General features: G+C 58.5%; 17 protein-coding genes. 9 read left to right on the top strand and 8 right to left on the bottom strand.

What is annotated here, in order from left to right; translation table 11 throughout:
* The first annotated feature begins 33 nt into the window (after positions 1-33).
* The 4 genes from NAT23_RS02790 (at position 34) to NAT23_RS02775 (ending at position 4,245) form a co-directional block, all read left to right on the top strand.
* The gene (locus tag NAT23_RS02790) at positions 34-810 is read left to right on the top strand and encodes an SPOR domain-containing protein (protein WP_251925292.1); all 777 of its coding nucleotides are present in this window, start codon (positions 34-36) and stop codon (positions 808-810) included.
* The gene (locus tag NAT23_RS02785; protein WP_251925290.1) at positions 807-1,337 is read left to right on the top strand and encodes a CvpA family protein; all 531 of its coding nucleotides are present in this window, start codon (positions 807-809) and stop codon (positions 1,335-1,337) included. The genes NAT23_RS02790 and NAT23_RS02785 overlap by 4 nt, the downstream gene beginning before the upstream one ends.
* A 61-nt stretch (positions 1,338-1,398) precedes the next feature.
* Positions 1,399-2,919, top strand: a complete 1,521-nt coding sequence (gene purF, locus NAT23_RS02780; protein ID WP_251925288.1) for an amidophosphoribosyltransferase — start codon at positions 1,399-1,401, stop codon at positions 2,917-2,919.
* 141 nt (positions 2,920-3,060) lie between these two features.
* Positions 3,061-4,245, top strand: a complete 1,185-nt coding sequence (locus tag NAT23_RS02775; RefSeq protein WP_251925286.1) for an O-succinylhomoserine sulfhydrylase — start codon at positions 3,061-3,063, stop codon at positions 4,243-4,245.
* A gap of 40 nt (positions 4,246-4,285) precedes the next feature.
* On the opposite strand, the gene NAT23_RS02770 is transcribed toward NAT23_RS02775, so the two are convergent.
* Positions 4,286-5,221, bottom strand: coding sequence for a LysR family transcriptional regulator (locus NAT23_RS02770; protein ID WP_251925284.1), 936 nt, complete (start codon positions 5,219-5,221; stop codon positions 4,286-4,288).
* A gap of 162 nt (positions 5,222-5,383) precedes the next feature.
* On the opposite strand from NAT23_RS02770, the gene NAT23_RS02765 reads away from it, so the two are divergent.
* Positions 5,384-5,839 carry a hypothetical protein gene (locus NAT23_RS02765; protein ID WP_251925281.1) on the top strand — a complete coding sequence of 152 codons (456 nt, stop codon included), beginning with the start codon at positions 5,384-5,386 and terminating at the stop codon, positions 5,837-5,839.
* A gap of 103 nt (positions 5,840-5,942) precedes the next feature.
* Positions 5,943-7,289, top strand: coding sequence for an MATE family efflux transporter (locus NAT23_RS02760; protein ID WP_433962187.1), 1,347 nt, complete (start codon positions 5,943-5,945; stop codon positions 7,287-7,289).
* A 45-nt stretch (positions 7,290-7,334) separates the two neighbouring features.
* On the opposite strand, the gene NAT23_RS02755 is transcribed toward NAT23_RS02760, so the two are convergent.
* Positions 7,335-8,525 (bottom strand): amino acid aminotransferase, encoded by a 1,191-nt coding sequence (locus NAT23_RS02755; RefSeq protein WP_251925279.1) that lies wholly within the window; start codon positions 8,523-8,525, stop codon positions 7,335-7,337.
* Positions 8,526-8,737: 212 nt separating this feature from the next.
* On the opposite strand from NAT23_RS02755, the gene slyA reads away from it, so the two are divergent.
* Positions 8,738-9,214, top strand: a complete 477-nt coding sequence (gene slyA / locus NAT23_RS02750) for a transcriptional regulator SlyA (RefSeq protein WP_251926203.1) — start codon at positions 8,738-8,740, stop codon at positions 9,212-9,214.
* Between the two features lie 19 nt (positions 9,215-9,233).
* On the opposite strand, the gene cfa is transcribed toward slyA, so the two are convergent.
* Entirely contained in the window at positions 9,234-10,397 is a 1,164-nt protein-coding gene (gene cfa, locus NAT23_RS02745; RefSeq protein WP_251925276.1) for a cyclopropane fatty acyl phospholipid synthase, read from the bottom strand.
* A 198-nt stretch (positions 10,398-10,595) separates the two neighbouring features.
* Between cfa and NAT23_RS02740 the strand changes: the two genes are divergently transcribed.
* Positions 10,596-10,898 (top strand): MTH1187 family thiamine-binding protein, encoded by a 303-nt coding sequence (locus tag NAT23_RS02740; protein WP_251925274.1) that lies wholly within the window; start codon positions 10,596-10,598, stop codon positions 10,896-10,898.
* Positions 10,899-10,973: 75 nt separating this feature from the next.
* Here NAT23_RS02740 and NAT23_RS02735 read toward each other — a convergent pair whose 3' ends face one another.
* From NAT23_RS02735 to NAT23_RS02720, 4 genes are all read right to left on the bottom strand, one after another.
* Positions 10,974-11,348: a hypothetical protein gene (locus NAT23_RS02735; protein WP_251925272.1), complete on the bottom strand. Its 375-nt coding sequence runs from the start codon at positions 11,346-11,348 to the stop codon at positions 10,974-10,976.
* A gap of 29 nt (positions 11,349-11,377) precedes the next feature.
* A complete protein-coding gene (locus NAT23_RS02730) occupies positions 11,378-12,295 on the bottom strand; it encodes a LysR family transcriptional regulator ArgP (RefSeq protein WP_251925270.1) in 918 nt (305 codons plus the stop codon).
* Between the two features lie 79 nt (positions 12,296-12,374).
* On the bottom strand, positions 12,375-13,739 hold the full coding sequence (locus tag NAT23_RS02725; protein ID WP_251925268.1) for a TrkH family potassium uptake protein: 1,365 nt from the start codon (positions 13,737-13,739) through the stop codon (positions 12,375-12,377).
* Positions 13,740-13,786: 47 nt separating this feature from the next.
* Entirely contained in the window at positions 13,787-14,443 is a 657-nt protein-coding gene (locus NAT23_RS02720; RefSeq protein WP_251925266.1) for a potassium channel family protein, read from the bottom strand.
* A 167-nt stretch (positions 14,444-14,610) separates the two neighbouring features.
* Between NAT23_RS02720 and NAT23_RS02715 the strand changes: the two genes are divergently transcribed.
* Positions 14,611-16,056, top strand: a complete 1,446-nt coding sequence (locus NAT23_RS02715) for a sodium-dependent transporter (protein ID WP_251925265.1) — start codon at positions 14,611-14,613, stop codon at positions 16,054-16,056.
* A gap of 94 nt (positions 16,057-16,150) precedes the next feature.
* Here NAT23_RS02715 and NAT23_RS02710 read toward each other — a convergent pair whose 3' ends face one another.
* Positions 16,151-16,888 carry an SIMPL domain-containing protein gene (locus NAT23_RS02710; protein ID WP_251925263.1) on the bottom strand — a complete coding sequence of 246 codons (738 nt, stop codon included), beginning with the start codon at positions 16,886-16,888 and terminating at the stop codon, positions 16,151-16,153.
* Positions 16,889-17,057: the final 169 nt, after the last annotated feature.

Raw genomic sequence — 17,057 nt, 5'->3', positions numbered from 1 at the left:
TCACCTCGTTTTTTGACAGGTGAAGGAGAACCAATGAAGTACGGTAAACGAGAACGTATTATCGGCATTGTGGTCGTGGTGGCGCTCGGCGTCATTTTCCTGCCGATGCTGTTTGATAAGCCCGAGCCCGAGGGCAGCAGCTCAGAGCCGGCGCTCACCATCGAGCAGCCGATTTCGACCGATCAGGACACCTCGACGGTGGACGAGCCGCGCTCGCCCATCGAATCCGACACTGCGCCTGAAAGCGACCCTGAGTCGACGGGTCGATTCGATAACGGCAGTGCCATGCTCGGTGGTTCATCGGGTGGTGGTGATACCCTTGACGGCCAGCAGTTGCCATCACCGTCGGAGCAGCCCTCTGAACCTGCGTCCGAGTCTCGTGAGCCTGACCCTGAGCCTGCGCCCCAGCAGGCACCTGCGCCGTCCAAACCGACCCGCAGTGACGTGCAAACCTCCGGTCAATCCTCAGCGCCTGCGCCAAGCGATGCACAAAAGAACGCGCGGGACGAAGATCCGATTCTTCAAGCCGCCCGTCAGGGGTCAGATGGCAGCGGCACGCCGGCGCGTGCGAGCGAAAACGGCGGATGGGCCGTACAGTCGGGCAGTTTCGGCAAGAGCGATAACGCAACCCGGCTGGCCGATCAGCTCAAGAAAAAGGGATTCCCGGTCTATACGCTCTCGCGCAACGAGCTGACCGTGGTGCTGGTCGGGCCGTTTGAGACCAACGAGCAGGCCGAGCGCGCCAGTACCCAGCTTCAGCAACAGGCCAACATCAAGGGGCTGGTTGTTCGTCGAAAGGGCAATGAATGACGTGGACGTGGGTTGATTGGGCCTTCGCCGGTGTGCTCGTTCTGTCGGTATTGAACGGGCTAGCCCGTGGGTTCATTCGTGAAGGTCTTGGGTTTCTTGCCTGGGGCGGTGCGCTGTTTGCGGCGCGCTTCTTTGCAGGCCCTGCCGGCGAGGTCTTTCAGAGCTACATCGCAAGCCCGGAGGTGCGGCTTGCCGTCGGCTTCGTGCTGGTGGTGTTTGTGGTGATCGTTGCCTCCGGCATGATCATTCGCGTGCTTGACTCGGTGGTCGAGTGGGTTGGCATGGGCCGATTCAATCGGTTGCTTGGGGGCTGTGTCGGATTTTTAAAGGGCGGCGCCATCGTCATTCTGGTGGCTTCTGTTGTCGGATTGACGCCCTGGCGTCATGCGCCGGCCTGGCAGGATTCCCAGCTTCGCCCAAGCGTTGCCAAGGCGCGCGATACGGTCATGCAGCACTGGGAAGACTGGGCGGCCGACCGCCGCGCCGATGAGCTCGACAAGCAGGCGCCTCTCGACGCAGGGGCGTGATTTTTTGTGTTTCTGCACGCCACTTCGGCGTGGCCGATGACTTTATAGTGAGGATATTCTGATGTGCGGTATCGTCGGCCTTATGGCCAACTCCATGGTCAATCAAGCGCTCTATGATGCGCTGACGGTGCAGCAGCATCGCGGCCAGGATGCCGCCGGGATGATGACCTGGCATGAGGGCCGTTTCTTCTTGAGAAAGAGCAACGGCCTGGTTCGCGATGTGTTCCATACCCGCCACATGAAGCGATTGCAGGGCAATCTCGGCATCGGCCATGTGCGCTACCCAACCGCAGGGTCGTCGTCCGAGGCGGAGTCCCAGCCGTTCTACGTCAATTCCCCCTACGGGATTGCGCTTGTCCATAACGGCAACCTCACCAACTCCGACCAATTGGTCAAGGAGTTGTTCACGACCGACCTTCGCCACATCAACACCCGTTCCGATTCCGAAGTGCTGTTGAACGTTTTCGCCCACGAGCTCGGAAAGCAGGGGCATCGGCTACAGGCAGCGGACATTTTCGACGCCGTGCGTCGGGTCCACCGTCGGTGCCGGGGCGGTTACGCCGCCACCGCCATCATCAATGACCTGGGGCTTGTCGCGTTTCGTGACGTCAATGGCATTCGCCCGGTCGTGGTCGGTCGCCGCAGCTGCAACAACGGCCCGGATGAATACATGATCGCCTCCGAGTCGGTGGCGCTTGATGTGGCTGGCTTCGAGCTGATTCGTGATCTGGCGCCGGGCGAGGCGGTATTTATCGATAATGACCGCAACTTCCACAGTCAGGTCTGTTCCGACCACGCCCGTCTTCGCCCGTGTATTTTCGAATACGTCTATCTTGCCCGGCCGGATTCCATCATGGACGGTGCCAACGTGTACTGGACGCGCATGCGCATGGGCGAAAAGCTCGGCCGCAAGATCGAGCGTGAGTGGGGCGAGCATGGCATTGATGTTGTTATCCCGATTCCGGACACCAGCCGGACCGCGGCGCTCGAGCTTGCGCAGTACTTGGGGGTCAAGTACCGCGAAGGCTTCACTAAGAACCGCTATATCGGCCGCACCTTCATCATGCCCGGACAGACCCAGCGCAAGAAATCCGTTCGCCAGAAACTCAATGCGATGGACATCGAGTTCGACGGCAAGAACGTGCTTTTGGTCGATGATTCCATCGTGCGCGGCACGACGTGTGAGGAAATCATTCAGATGGCGCGGGAAGCCGGGGCGAAGAACGTCTACTTTGCTTCCGCCGCGCCTGCGGTGCGCTATCCCAACGTCTATGGCATCGACATGCCGGTGGCGATGGAGCTTATCGGCCATGGCCGAAGCGATCAGGACGTCTGTGAATTGATTGGCGCCGACCGCCTGATCTATCAGGACCTCGAGGATCTGAAAGACGCCTGCCGCGAGATCAATCCCGAGCTCGAGGCCTTCGACTGCTCGGTGTTCGACGGCAACTACGTGACCGGCGATATCGATGGGGACTATCTGGCCCGGCTCGAGGCCAGCCGCAACGACGCCGCCAAGCAGGCCGGTGCCGGAAGCTCGGCGGTGGTCGAGCTTCATAACGACATTGAAGAGATCGAGTGATCGATTCCGGCCGGCGCCTTCTGCGCCGGCCTTTGTTTATCAAGGGCTGTTTTACGGGGCCTTCGCATCACTATCTTTTATAAAGCGTACTTGCCAAGAAGTGCGCGTAACCGACGTGCCTGATTCGGGGAGGCAGCATCTATGAATGACGAAACGCATCAGTGGCGGCTCGAGACCATGGCGGTGCGCGGCGGCCATGAGCGTACGCAGGAACAGGAGCACAGCGAGGCGATTTTCACGACCTCGAGCTTCGTCTACGAAAGCGCCGCTGAAGCCGCGCGCAAGTTCTCGGGAGAGGAACCGGGCAATGTCTATTCCCGGTTTTCAAACCCGACCGTTCAGACCTTCGAACGGCGCCTGGCGGCTCTTGAAGGCGGAGACCGTGCGGTTGCCACCAGTTCCGGCATGGCGGCGATCCTGTCGTTGTCACTGGGGCTTTTGGAAGCTGGCGATGAAATCGTTGCCTCCCGGTCGCTGTTTGGCACCTCGATTCGTCAGTTCAACAACTTTCTGGCGAAGTTCGGTATCACCACCCACTATGTGCCGCTTTCAGACCTTGAGGCCTGGAGGGCGGCCGTGTCGCCGCGCACCAAGCTGTTCTTTGCCGAAACGCCGTCGAACCCGCTGCAGGAACTGGTAGACATCCCGGCGCTTGCCGACATCGCACATGAGCATGACATCAAGCTTGTGATCGATAACTGCTTTTGCACGCCGGCACTTCAAAAGCCGCTGGCGCTTGGCGCGGATCTCGTCGTGCACTCGGCAACCAAGTTCCTGGATGGCCAGGGTCGGGCTGTGGGGGGCGCGGTGGTCGGTGATCATGCAACTCTTGAAGAAATCTATCGCGTGAACCGCACCTGCGGCCCGTGCATGAGCCCGTTCAACGCCTGGATCTTCCTGAAGGGGCTCGAAACGCTCTCGCTTCGCATGAAGGCGCACTGTGAAAACGCGATGGGGCTTGCAACCTGGCTCGAGGCGCATCCGGCGGTGGAGCGCGTGCATTATTCAGGGCTTTCACACCATCCGCAGCACGACCTTGCAGCGCAGCAGCAGTCCGGGTTCGGAGCGGTGCTTGGCGTTGAGGTCAAAAACGGTCAGGAAGGGGCGTGGGCGGTCATCGATGCCACAAAGATGCTGTCGATCACTGGCAATCTGGGTGACACCAAGACCACGATCACTCATCCTGCCACCACCACGCACGGGCGGCTGTCTCAGGACGAGCTTGCCAGTGCGGGCATTACGCCGGGCCTTATCCGAATTTCGGTCGGTATCGAGGCGCTTGAAGACATTCAGGCTGACCTCGCATGTGGGCTCGACCGGCTCTAACCCTGGCTTTAGTTTGACTTTATGTCGGACTCAGGCGCGCTTATTCAGGCGCGCCTGTCCTCCAGGTTTCCCAAAACGGCGGATCACCGACCGTTTCCTGCATGCATTCAATGAAACGCCGCGTTTTCTGCGGCAGATAGCGCCTGTGTGGATAGACCATCTGAATGGCGGGCGCATCAGCGAGCGCGAGCGACGGCAGGAGCACCACCAGTCGGCCGTCCGCCAACTCTTCACTGACGTGAAACAGCGAGGCCATCGAGTAGCCTACGCCTGCAAGCACCGCCTGCTTCAAGACTTCGGGATCATTGGCCTTGATTCTGGGACGAAGACGTACCCGACGTTCCAGTCCATCGGTTTGGTCGATGTAATGAAGCCGGTCGAGCTCAAAACCGTCGCGTGAATAGATCGCTGCAGGCAGGGCAATCAATTCATCAAGCGTAGCCGGTGCGCCATGACGGGCGATAAAGGCAGGGCTTGCGCAGAGAATGCGCCTATGGCGCGCCAGGGGGCGGGCAACCAGGTTCGAGTCATCGAGCTGAGCAATGCGAATGCCAATATCGAATCTGCCGCCAATCAGGTTGACCGGCGTGTCATCGAGTTGAAGGTCTACGTGCATGTCCGGGTAGCGTTTTAGATATAGGCGCAGACCCCGAGTGACATGGAGTCGCCCGAAATGTACCGGGCATGTAATGCGAAGGGTGCCTCTGGGTTCTTCCTGATGGGCTCTGACTACATCACCGGTTTCATCAAGCGCTTCTCGAAGCTTGAGCGCGCTCTGATAGATCTCGCGCCCGATGCCGGTCAACGCGACGCTTCGTGTCGAGCGGTTGAAAAGCTGCACCTCGAGCTCTCGTTCGAGCGCGCGAATCTGCTTGGAGATGACCGAGCGATTGACGTGGCGTCGTTCGGCCGCAGCGGTAAAGCTGCCGGCATCGACCACATCCAGAAACAGCAGTAATCGTGTGCTGCGATCCATGGTAAGCACGCCTGATTGTTGCCCTGAAGGCACATCAATAGTGCCGGCGGGTCTGTGGTTTGAAAATTGTTAGTGCCCTAACATAATTCGTACAGCACGGGTCATGTGGCCAACAACGGCCCGCGTCGCTTCGTGTCATTCGAATTATTAGGGGAATACTATATGAAAACCGTACATGCATTGATCGTTTCAAGCCTTTTCCTCGCGGCCACAGCGGGCCAGGCGATGGCCTCCACCGTGATCGATAAGCAACAAACACAGTCGAGCACACTTCATCAGCGCGATAAGGTTGAGGTACTTGATGCCGGATGGAGTGATACGCATCTGATCTCCCAGGGCCACCCTGACCGGTTTCTTCTGCACGTCAGTCATCCGCAGGCCATCGCGATCAAAAGCGTGCCCTACGCCGGCGATACACAGTCAAGCTACCGCATCTCCGCCAAGGTCTACGATCAACAGCACCATCTGGTCGCAACAGCCACTCCAAATGGCCAGGGTAACTTTGCGTTGACTCAGTCACTTGATGCCGGGGATTACCTGATCAAGGTGCACGGGCTCAGCTTCGATAACGACAACGCAACCGATGCCAACTATCAGCTCCAGGTCGATTATCTTTAAGTCGAACGGTTATGTCGTAATAATTAACGCGCTACCATTACGGGTCTGATGAAATGCCGCTATGAGTCGATAGCGGCATTTTTGGTGAATTCAGGAGTCGATTTTGTCTAGCGCATCAACAACCAACCCCTCCATGGGCAAAACCCTCTGGGCCCAGACCTGGCCAATGGCCATCGGCGTGATGTCGCTTCTGGGGTTTAATCTGGTCGACAGTCTGTTTGTTGCCCGGCTCGGCACCCAGCCCCTTGCCGCTCAATCTTTTACCTTCCCCGTCTCGTTCATCGTCATTGGCCTTCAGGTGGGCATCGGTATTGCGGCGGCGGCCTTGATTTCTCGTGCCCTTGGACGTGGTGACGAGCCGCGCGCTTGCCGCTTGGGCGGCGTCGTGATCGTCGGGGGAGGCGTTTTACTGGCGCTGGTGTTGATGCTGCTCTGGCTTACAAGCGATATCATCTTTTCGCTGATGGGCGCGCAAGCGTCACTTTTGGGTGAGATCAAGGCGTATTGGGGGCCGTGGCTTGTGACCAGCTGGGTCGGGGCCATGCTCTATCTGGGCTACAGCCTGTTTCGGGCGCATGGGCGCACCCGGTTTCCGGGGCTGATGATGGTGGTTACCAGTCTGATCAACCTGGTGGTCGACCCGATCCTGATCTTTGGCTGGGGCCCGATACCAAAGCTTGGTCTGGTGGGGGCCGCCTGGGCGACGTTGATCGCCTTTGGAGTCGGTGCGCTGTTCGTGTTCATGCGCCTTTTCAAGCACGCCTGGCTCAAGTGGGAAGGACTGCTGGACGAACTGGCCCACTCCTGGCGCGAGTTTACCGGCATTGCCGGGCCCGCGATGATCAGTCAGTTGATGCCCCCGCTTGCGGCGCTTGTGGCCACCTCGATCGTTGCCACCGAGGGCAACGCCGTGGTCGCGGCCTGGGGGCTTGCCAATCGGCTCGAAAGCTTTTCGATTCTTGTGGTGCTTGCACTCACCATGTCGCTGCCGCCCTGGCTCGGTCGCTGCTATGGGGCTGGCCGCTGGAGCGAGATTCGCGCGTTGATGATTTTGAGCTTCAAGGTGATTGTCGCGTGGCAACTTGTACTCGGCGCGGTGCTCGCGGTGATGTCGCCATGGCTCTCACACTGGATGGCCAGTGACGAGGCGGTCAGTGAGGCGCTGAACGTCCTGATGGTGTTCATGCTGCCAAGCTACGCATTACTTGGTATTTGCATGATCGTGGTCTCGGCAAGCAACGCGCTTGGATGGCCCAGGCGTGCAATGATGATTGCTTTTGCGCGCCTGTTTGTCTGTTATCTGCCGTGTGTCGCCCTTGGGGCCTGGCTTTATGGCACGCTGGGCATCGCGATTGGCGCAGCGCTTGGTAACGTGCTGGCAGGGATAATGGCGGGGTGGGTGTTCTACCGTGGGCTCGAGCAGCGCGTTCAACGCGCAGAAGCCGTATGAAAACCGCGCCGCACACGATGTGCGGCGCGGTTTTGAGCGCGTGACTTATTTTACGACGGTGGCGATTGCCTTTGCTACGTAATCAAGTACATCATGGCTCAAGCCTGCAACGTTTGCGCGTCCTGAGCGCACCATGTAGATGCTGAACTCGTCTCGCAGCCGGTCGACCTGTTCAGGCGTTAGGCCGGTGAAGGAGAACATGCCGCGCTGCTGCTCGATGAACCGAAAGCGTTCCTCGAGTCCGTAGGGCGCCATTGCCTTGACGAAGTTGCGACGCAGGCTGTTGATGCGCTGGCGCATTTCGTCGACTTCCCCCAGCCACTGAATGCGAAGGGCGTTGTCGTTCAGGATGGTGCTTACGATTGCGCCGCCGTGTGCCGGTGGGTTCGAGTAGTTCTCGCGTGCGGTGATGGCCGCCTGAGAGCGTACGTTTTCCATCTGCTCCTGATCCTTTGCGATCAGAATCAGTGCGCCGGTACGTTCACGGTAGATGCCGAAATTCTTCGAGCATGAGCTTGTGATGATCACTTCATCAAGCGATTCAGCCAGAAGGCGCACGCCGTAGGCGTCGTCATCGAGGCCATCGCCAAAGCCCTGGTAAGCGAAATCGATCAGCGGAAGGAGCTTGCGCCGGGTAATGATCTCGAGCACCTGCTGCCACTGGGCCTTGCTCAGATCGAACCCGGAGGGGTTATGACAGCAGGCGTGCAGCAAAACGACATCACCTTCCGGAATGGTTTCGAACGTCTCGACCATGCCGTCGAAATCAAGCGCGTTGTCGGCACTGACGTAGGGATAGCTCTTACGCTCGACGCCAGCGGCGTCGAAAATGCCGAGGTGGTTTGGCCAGGTCGGGGAACTTAGCCAGATGGCCTTGCCCGGGAGGTTGGCCTTGATGAAATCCGCCGCAAGGCGCAGGGCACCGGTGCCGCCCGGTGACTGAGTGAGGCTTGCGCGGTTGGTCTCAAGCACCGGCGAGGCCTCGCCAAGCACCAGCGAGAGTACGGCGCTGCCGTAGGCTGGGTCGCCGTGGGAGCCGATGTAGCTTTTGGTGGTTTCGCTGCTCAAAAGGCGCTCTTCGGCGATCTTGACCGATTCGAGCACCGGCGTATTGCCGCTGGCATCACGATAGACGCCGACGCCGAGATCCACCTTGTTGGGGTTGGTGTCTTTCTTGAACGCATCGATCAACCCAAGAATTGCATCGCCCGGAACGCGTTCTATCTGCTCAAACATGCGAATGCCAAAGCCTCATCAGTGTATTCAGAAATAGGGCGTCACTGCCCCCGGAAAATTAATCATAACGTGTCGGTTTACCCCTCGCACTATCGATCGCTAAATTCACGGCGATCGGGCGGGACGGTGTATTTACTGGCATAAAGTGAGCGTGCAAAGCATCATGGGGCTCTAGTAATGATTCTGGATAGGAGCGCTCTGCCGTGATCGATATGGAAGGATTCGACCAGATGAGTCTGGGAATGCAGCTGGCCTTGATGAATCGAGGGTGGCGCTCGGCGGTCGATAAGGCGATGGAGCCGCTTGGGCTGACTCAGGCGCGCTGGATCGCCTTGTTGCATCTGTCTCGGTTGGGCGAAGGCACGACCCAGTCAAGTCTTGCTCAGCACATCGGCATCGAGCTGCCTTCATTGATGCGAACGCTCGATTGTCTGGAAAAGCAGGAGCTGATCCGACGCGAGCGGTGCGACAATGACCGGCGAGCCCGTACCATCTGCTTTACCGAGGCGGGCAAGAGCGCCATGGCAGCGGTACAGGGCCGGGCACAAGATGTCCATCGCCACCTGCTGGCCGGGTTCAACGACCAGGAGATCGAACAGTTGACGTCAATGGTGTCTCGCATCGCCGCCAACGCCGTATCGATCATCGACGAGCCTGGAGACACTTCGACGACCGATAGTCTCGCCTGATGCCGGCCAGTAGGCAGGTTTAGCGGGGCGCGTCGTAACGGCCCTTGCGACATCGTGAAAACACGACCTGCCACAGTTGGATATCCCGTGCTCGAAAGGCGCCAGCGCAGCAGCAGAGATAATACGTGAACATTCGCCGGATTCTTTCATCGTAGGTGTCCGAAAGACTCTCCCAAGCCGCATCGAGGTTAGCATGCCAAGCCATCAGGGTGCGGTCGTAATCCGGTCCGAAATTCTGCCAGTCTTCCATGACCAGCCGGTTTTCCGAGGTCGTCACAAGCTGTGCGGCGGAGGGCAGGATGCCATTGGGTAAAATGTACTTGTTGATCCAGGGGTCTGCGGCGATATGGGAGTCGTTGGAGCCGATGGTGTGCAATACGAACAGCCCCTGGTCGCTTAGAAGGTGCGTGGCGGCGTCAAAGTAGTCTTGATAGTTTTTCTGGCCGACGTGCTCGAACATGCCGATCGACACAATGCGGTCAAACCTGCCTTCGAGCTCGCGATAATCCTTCAAAAGGATCTCGACCGGGAGATCCCGACAGTGCTTTCGCGCCAGTTCCGCCTGCTCTTTCGAGATCGTGATGCCGGTGACCTTGACGCCATAATGACGTGCAGCGTGCTCGGCGAAACTGCCCCAGCCGCAGCCAATATCCAGCACCTTCATGCCCGGCTCGAGTTCGAGTTTTCGTGCCGCAAGATCGAGCTTGGCCCGCTGGGCCTGCTCGAGGGTTATGGCGTCTTTCCAGTATCCGCATGAATAACTCATGGTCGGATCAAGCATGCGCTCGAACAGATCGTTGCCGAAATCATAATGCGCCTCGCCGACGATGAAGGCGCGCGTCTTGCTTTGCAGGTTGGTCAGGGTGTGCTGAAGCTTGTAGAGAAACCGCTCGGGCACAGTGTGCGCACGATGACCAAGGCCATGTTCCAGCACGCGACGGATCATGTCGTCAATGCGTTTACAGTCCCACCAGCCGTCCATGTAGGCCTCGCCGAGACCGATGGAGCCGTGGCGCAGTACCCGCCAGAAAAGCCGGGCATCATGAACCTGAATATCCCATGGGGCATCGCCGTTGAGCCGGACACCGCTGCCGGCAAGCATGTCTTCGATGGCCTTTCTGGCGCGCGTATCGGGAAGGGATGAAGTGGGTCGAGATGAGGAATAAACGCTTTGACTGGTCATGGCTACGCTCACGTTCTAGTGTTCAGCACCTACTCTGGGTTTCATGTCCGTCTGGGTTTCATGTCCGTCTGGGCTTCGTGTCTATCGCGTCAGGCATGTTTCTGAACCCACACTTAATGATCAATAAACGTTAGCAAAGAAATGAATCGGCTGCCTGATTTCGGGCAGAACCGATCTTTTTCCAGTAAGGAGCGCATCATGAACGTGATTATCGATCTCTGCGTTGTGCCGATGGGTGTCGGCGTATCCGTCTCTGAGTATGTGGCGCTGTGTCAGCGTGAAATCGAGCGGGCCGGGCTTGTGCATGAGATGCACGCGTACGGCACCAACATCGAGGGGGAGTGGGATGAGGTAATGGCGGTAGTCAAGCGCTGCCATGAGGCGGTCCATGAGGCGGGCGCGCCCCGGATTACCACCACAATGAAGCTGGGTACTCGAACCGACCGCGCGCAGAGTCTTGCCGACAAGGTCTCGAGCGTGTCACGCAAGCTCGCTCCCTGATCATCGCTTGATCGAAGCGCCGAACATCATGAAAAAAGGGCGCCTGCGGGCGCCCTTGCGTGAGGCGAGCTGCCTTTAGGAGCAGCGGATGGTCCAGGTTACCTTATAGCCTTCACCTTCACTGCTGGCGGCAGTGAGGTCGGTATCTTCGCTGATGGTGGCGTTATCCGGCAGTGCCCCTTGGCTTGCGCCATCGCCGGAGTGCGGCGGCTCTTCACGCTGTTCAATCACGGTGTAGGCGTCCTTGTCCTCCTGGGCCTGGCAATACTCCTGCGCACGTTCACGCGCACCCTCGATGGCCGCCTCGCGGTCTTCATCGACCGATACGACCGTATACTGCGCAGGCGCACTTTTGACGACGCTGGTCGCGGGACCACAGGCGCTCAATGCACTGGCACCGGCGATGATTACGCCGGCCATGAGCGAACGCGTGAGGGTCGATTTCTTCATTGGACATCACTCCCTGATATCAAAAAAGGTTACAGCGGCGTTGGCGAGCCGCGCTCGGTTTCTTCGACGCTGAGCAACCAGTTCGGGCTCTGCTCGCTCAGATAACTGGTCAACGAACTTAGCAGCTGCCCACCTTGTCGCCAATAGTGCCAATACATGGGCACAATGACGGGCGAGGGCGTTTCAATCTCGGCAAGCGCCCCTGATTCAAGGTGCGGCCGAGCCTGATGCTCGGGGAGCAGCGCGTAGCCAAGCCCCGCAACCGTCATCTGAACCACGCCCTGGGATGAGGGGCAGATGTGGTGTGGAAACGGCGGAGCGATGTGGTACTGCGCCACCATGCGATGATGGAGTCGATCATCCGGGCCGAACACGATGCCCGGCGCTTCTGACAGGCTATCGGCGTTCAGCCCTTCCGGAAAATACCGCTTTATGAAATGGGGCGTGGCCACGGCCATATACCGCATTCCGCCAAGCGAGACCACCCGTGCGCCTTGAACGGCTCTTGGAGTCGAACACAGACAGGCTGCGACTTCGCCATCGCGCATGCGCTGAAGCGCTGTGGTTTGATCCTGCACCACAAGATCAAGAAGTACGCGATGTTCCTGGCTGAATGGGCCGACGGCGAGCGGCCACCAGGTGGCAAGGCTGTCGGCGTTGAGTGCGATGCGAAGTCGCTGCTCATCGGTGCCAAGCGATGGGACGATATCGATCAGGTCATATTCGAGCAAACGCACTTGCTGGGCGTGGTTCAAGAGCCGCTTGCCAAGCGCGGTCGGGCCAAGCGTTGGAGAGCGCACCAGAACCGGTTGGCCCAGGCGCGCTTCCAGAAGCTTGATGCGCTGAGAGACGGCCGATTGGGTAAGACCCAGGTAATTGGCGCCTCGTTCGAACCCGCCCTGGTCGATAACGGCACTGAGGGCTTCAAGAAGTTTGTAATCAAGCATTAGATTAGATTATGCGTTCTAGTAGGCATGAGTTTATGTAATGGTATATGAGAGCCTTGGTGCGTGCCAGCGCTCTCGATCAGCCAATCTGGATGCGGCCCTCGGCGTAGCGCACGTTGCCGACCGAGCGTGTGGCGAGAAAATACCCCAGCGACAGCGTGCCGACACGGCCAAGCAACATGGTCACAATTAAAATTATCTGGCCTTCGCCGCTCAGTTCGCTGGTGATGCCCCGAGAGAGGCCGACGGTCCCGAAAGCGGACACCGTTTCGAACGCCAGGTCGAGAAACGATTGTCTGGGTTCGCTGATGCTGAGTCCGAAAAGGGCCAGAAAGATCAGCATGACGCCACTGAAGGCGACTGCGACGGCCTTGAACACGATTTCCTGACGGATGCGACGACTGAAAATGACCGGCTCGGTCGAGCCGCGAAGAAAGGCGCGTGCGGTCAACAGCAAGACGATAAACGTGGTCAGCTTGATGCCACTGGCGGTTGACCCCGGGCCCCCGCCGATGAACATCAAAAGCATGGTCAAAAGGGCGCTTGGTGTTCCAAGGCCTGCGGTATCGAGCGTATTGAAGCCCGCGGTTCGGGGGGTGACTGCCTGAAACCATGCCGCCAGTACTCGATCAAACGTGCTGTCGAGCCCACCAAGCGTTGCGGGGTTGTGCCACTCAAGCAGCGCAAACAAGAGCATGGCCACGACGTTGAGTCCGACCGTTGTGTAGACGATCAATCGCGTCTGCATGGACCAGGGCGTATTCTTTTTATGGCCCATGATTTCCTGAATGACCGCGAAACCCAGGCCGCCGATGATAAATGCCCCTGAAATGCTCAGCGTGACAATCGGTGAGCTGACGTATTGGCTGAGGCTGTCGCCCCAGAGCGCAAAGCCTGCATTGTTGAACGCCGACACCGAATGAAAGAGGCTGAGCCAGAGACCGGAGGACCAGCCAAATTCCGGCACCCAGGCGGTTGCAAGAATGGCGGCAGTGACAAGTTCGATGAACAGCGCAAACCCGACCACCAGACGAACCAGATGAAACAGGTCATTGAACGAGGACTGGTTGAGCGCTTCTCGAACGATATTCTGGTGTTGAAGCGGCATCTTGCCGCCGAGCATTACAAGCGTCAGTGCGGCAAAGGTCATGAATCCGATGCCGCCGAGCTGAATCAGGGTCAAGAGAATCAGCTGCCCCCAGAGCGTCATGTCCTGGCCGACATCGATGACGCCAAGCCCGGTGACGGTAACGGCCGATGTTGCGGTGAAGAGCGCCTCCATCCAGGTCAAGGGCACCGTTGTACTGATGGGCAGTTTCAGGAGGGCAGCGCCGATCAACGCCAGCAGTACAAAGCCGCTTAACAGCACAATCGGCGGATTGAGCTTGACCGCACGGCGGCGCAGGCGCCGAAACGGTCGGTGTGGGCGAGACAATCGAGTCATGATGTAGGCGCCTGAAGCCAGTGTTTATGATCGGATGCTTGTGTCGGTCAGAGCTTGTCGCCGAAGTGACGCAGTACGTCCAGATCACCGATCAGGACCAGGTGATCGCCTGCCTGCAGAGCGGTCGATGTGCTCGGGGTGCAATCGAGTTGGGCGCCTTGCTTGATGGCAACCACGGTTGCCTGCTTATCACTGAAACCAAGCTCGCCGATGGTTTTGCACCGTTTGACGAGTCGTTCGGTCAATTCGACCTCGACCACGTACTGTTGGTCGCCCAGGCGGATGAAATTGACCACGGCGTGATAGCTCAAGCTCTCGGCAACGCGAATACCGAGATCGTATTCGGGGTGGACGATGCGGTCGGCGCCAATGTAGCTCAGAAGTTTATGGTGGTCGTCATTGAGTGCCTTGACCCACAGTTCCTTGACCTTGAGCTCCTTCAGATGGAGGGTCGTCATGACGCTTGCCTCGATACTGTCGTCGACGTCGACCAGGACAGCGCTGAATTCGCTGAGATTGAGTTCGCCCAGCGCCGTTTCATCGGTTGGGTCGGCGATGACCGCGCGGGTGATGTGCTCGGCAATCTTGTTGACCCGTTTTTCATCACGGTCGACACCCAGCACTTCATGGTTTTGACGATGAAGTTCGAGTGCGACGGTGGAACCGAAGTACCCGAGTCCGATGATAGCGAATTGACGACTCATGAAACCTCTCGATGTGGCTGTGAATCCGATAAATCGCGTGCATTGGCACCCGTGTAGAGTGGACGCGTGGCATCAATGTATCGCACCGGGTGCATTGCCGCGATAAAATGCGCCGCCTTACACGTCCAGTCGCTGGATCAATGACCTTACCAACATGAGCAAGAGACATGAGTGAATCGGCCACAACGACCCAGTGGGTCGGGCGCTGGGGATTTGTGCTCGCCGCGACCGGCTCTGCCGTCGGGCTTGGCAATATCTGGAAATTCCCGTACATGACGGGCGAATACGGCGGGGCGGCGTTCGTGCTGGTCTACCTGGTCTGTATTCTGTTGATCGGCCTTCCATTGATGATGGCTGAAATCACGCTTGGTCGTCGTGGCCGGGGCAGCCCCGTGGATGCGGTCAAGGCCGTTGCCCGCGAATCGAACCGAAGCTCGCTGTGGTCGATCGTTGGCTGGATGTCGATGATCAGCGGATTTCTGATTCTCTGCTTTTATGTGGTGGTGGCCGGCTGGGCGCTGTCCTACGTGTGGAAGGCAATCAGCGGCGGCTTCGGCCTCGGAAGTGTGGAGGCCTATGAGGCTCTGTTCGGTGCGACAAACGCCAACCCCTGGAGTCTTGGTGGCTGGAGTACGCTGGTCATCGTCATCACGCTTGCCATCGTTGGCAAGGGTGTTCAGGAAGGTATCGAAAAAAACGTCAACTGGATGATGCCCGGCCTGGTTATTTTGCTGGGCATCATGATCGGCTATGGGATGTTTTCCGGCGGCTTCGGCGATGGCGTGCGCTTCATGTTCGCCTTTGATCCCGAAAAGCTGACCGCCGGCGCCATGCTTGCAGCACTTGGCCATGCCTTTTTCACCTTGAGCCTCGCCGCCGGTGCGATCATGACCTACGGCTCATACCTGCCGGCAAAGCGCTCGATTGCGCGAACCAGCATGCTGGTGGCGGCCTGTGACACCATCATCGCGATGATGGCCGGGCTTGCGATCTTCCCGGTGATCTTCGCCAACAACATGGATCCTTCCTCCGGCCCTGGCCTTATCTTCATGAGCCTGCCGTTGGCGTTCGATCAAATGCCCTTTGGTGGTGTCATCGCGCTGGTCTTTTTCGTGATGCTGTCGCTTGCGGCGCTGACGTCCTCGATTTCGATGATCGAGGCAACGGTTGCCTTTCTCGAGCGCCATACCGGCGCCAGGCGTTCGGTACTGTGCGCGTGGGTCGGGGTGGTTTTGTGGGTCATCAGCTTCTTTGCCATGTTGTCGTTCAACCTTGGCGCCGGGTGGACGCTTGCAGGCAAGACCGTGTTCGATTGGCTGGATTTCCTGACGTCTCGCTGGCTGATGCCACTGGGCGGCCTGCTGACAGCGCTGATGGCCGGCTACGTTTTCAAGCGCTCGGTGATCAAGGAAGAGGTCAACCTTTCCGGACTGGGCTGGGTTCTATGGCAGTTTGCCTTGCGGGCGATCGTGCCGGTCGGCATTACGCTGGTCTTTCTGGACGCCCTCGGCTGGCTTGACTTCAATCTTGCCGAGCAGTGGTACTACGTGGTCGCGGCCGTGTTGGGGGTCGCTGCGTTGGGCGAGTTGATGACGCGAGCCAGACGTGCGTAAGTGATGCGGTGTCTGAAAACGAACGTCTGCAAAACAGTGCTCGTAAATGAAAAAAGCCCCGGGATCGGGGCTTTTTTTGCTCGCACCATTACAGTCATTGACCGCTGATGGCCCAGCGGGTCGAGACCTGTGTGTTGATCTCGATCGACCCCGGGGAAAGGTCCAAATCACTTGCCTTGGCCATGCGGACTTCGCTCATGTAGCTTCGTATGGGGCCCGCCGAAGGTGTCTGGGCATCGACGTAGGTCAACGCGCCAAGCTTGAGCTTGCCTGACTTGGCGATGGCCGAGGCTTTCTGGCGCGCCCGTTCGACCGCCTTGGACAGGGCCTCGAGCTCGAGCGTCTCACGCTGGCTGCTGTCAAACGTTGGTGGGCTTAGCCGGTCTACCTTGGCATCGAGGAGCAGGCTGACAACCTTCGAAAGGTGATCCAGCTGGTCGAGCTCGATGCCAATCGGCCGAGACAGTACCATCCGGCTCTGGGGCGTTTCGTCGTTGCCTCGGCTTTGCTGCTGCTGGTGAATCGTGAGCGTACCGGCCGACAGCGCCTTGCTATCAAGCCCGAATGCGTTTAACTGCTTCATCAAACGATCCGAGCGCTCGGTCAGCCGCTTGCGCGCCGATTGGAACGCCTGCTCTGTCGGAGTGTCTGATGTGGCATAAGGCGTTGTCTCCTGAAGCTCTGCCTGAAGCGTTGCCTTGTCCGGCGCGGTGTTAACAGATGCACTGGCGCTGACATCGATGCCGGTTGGCTGGGGGGCATCGACTGCCAGCGCGGGCAGGGGAAGCAGGCATAGCGCAATGACGCTGCAGGCGTTACGGTATATACGCATGGGGTCTCCCTAAAGGTAATGGTCACATCGTTGTAACCTGTAATTTAATGTGACGAAATATTGTGGGTTACCGGTTTCAGCACACTTTTATGTGTCGAACAGTGTTACTTTTAGTAGTGCATGAATAGGGCCATGTACAGTCATGCATTATTAAAAAGAGAAAATGCAT

This window comes from Larsenimonas salina (assembly GCF_023736155.1).
Lineage (GTDB): Bacteria > Pseudomonadota > Gammaproteobacteria > Pseudomonadales > Halomonadaceae > Larsenimonas > Larsenimonas salina.
The sequence above is the reverse complement of the archived record's forward strand: the minus strand, read 5'-3'. Positions and strand labels throughout refer to the sequence as shown.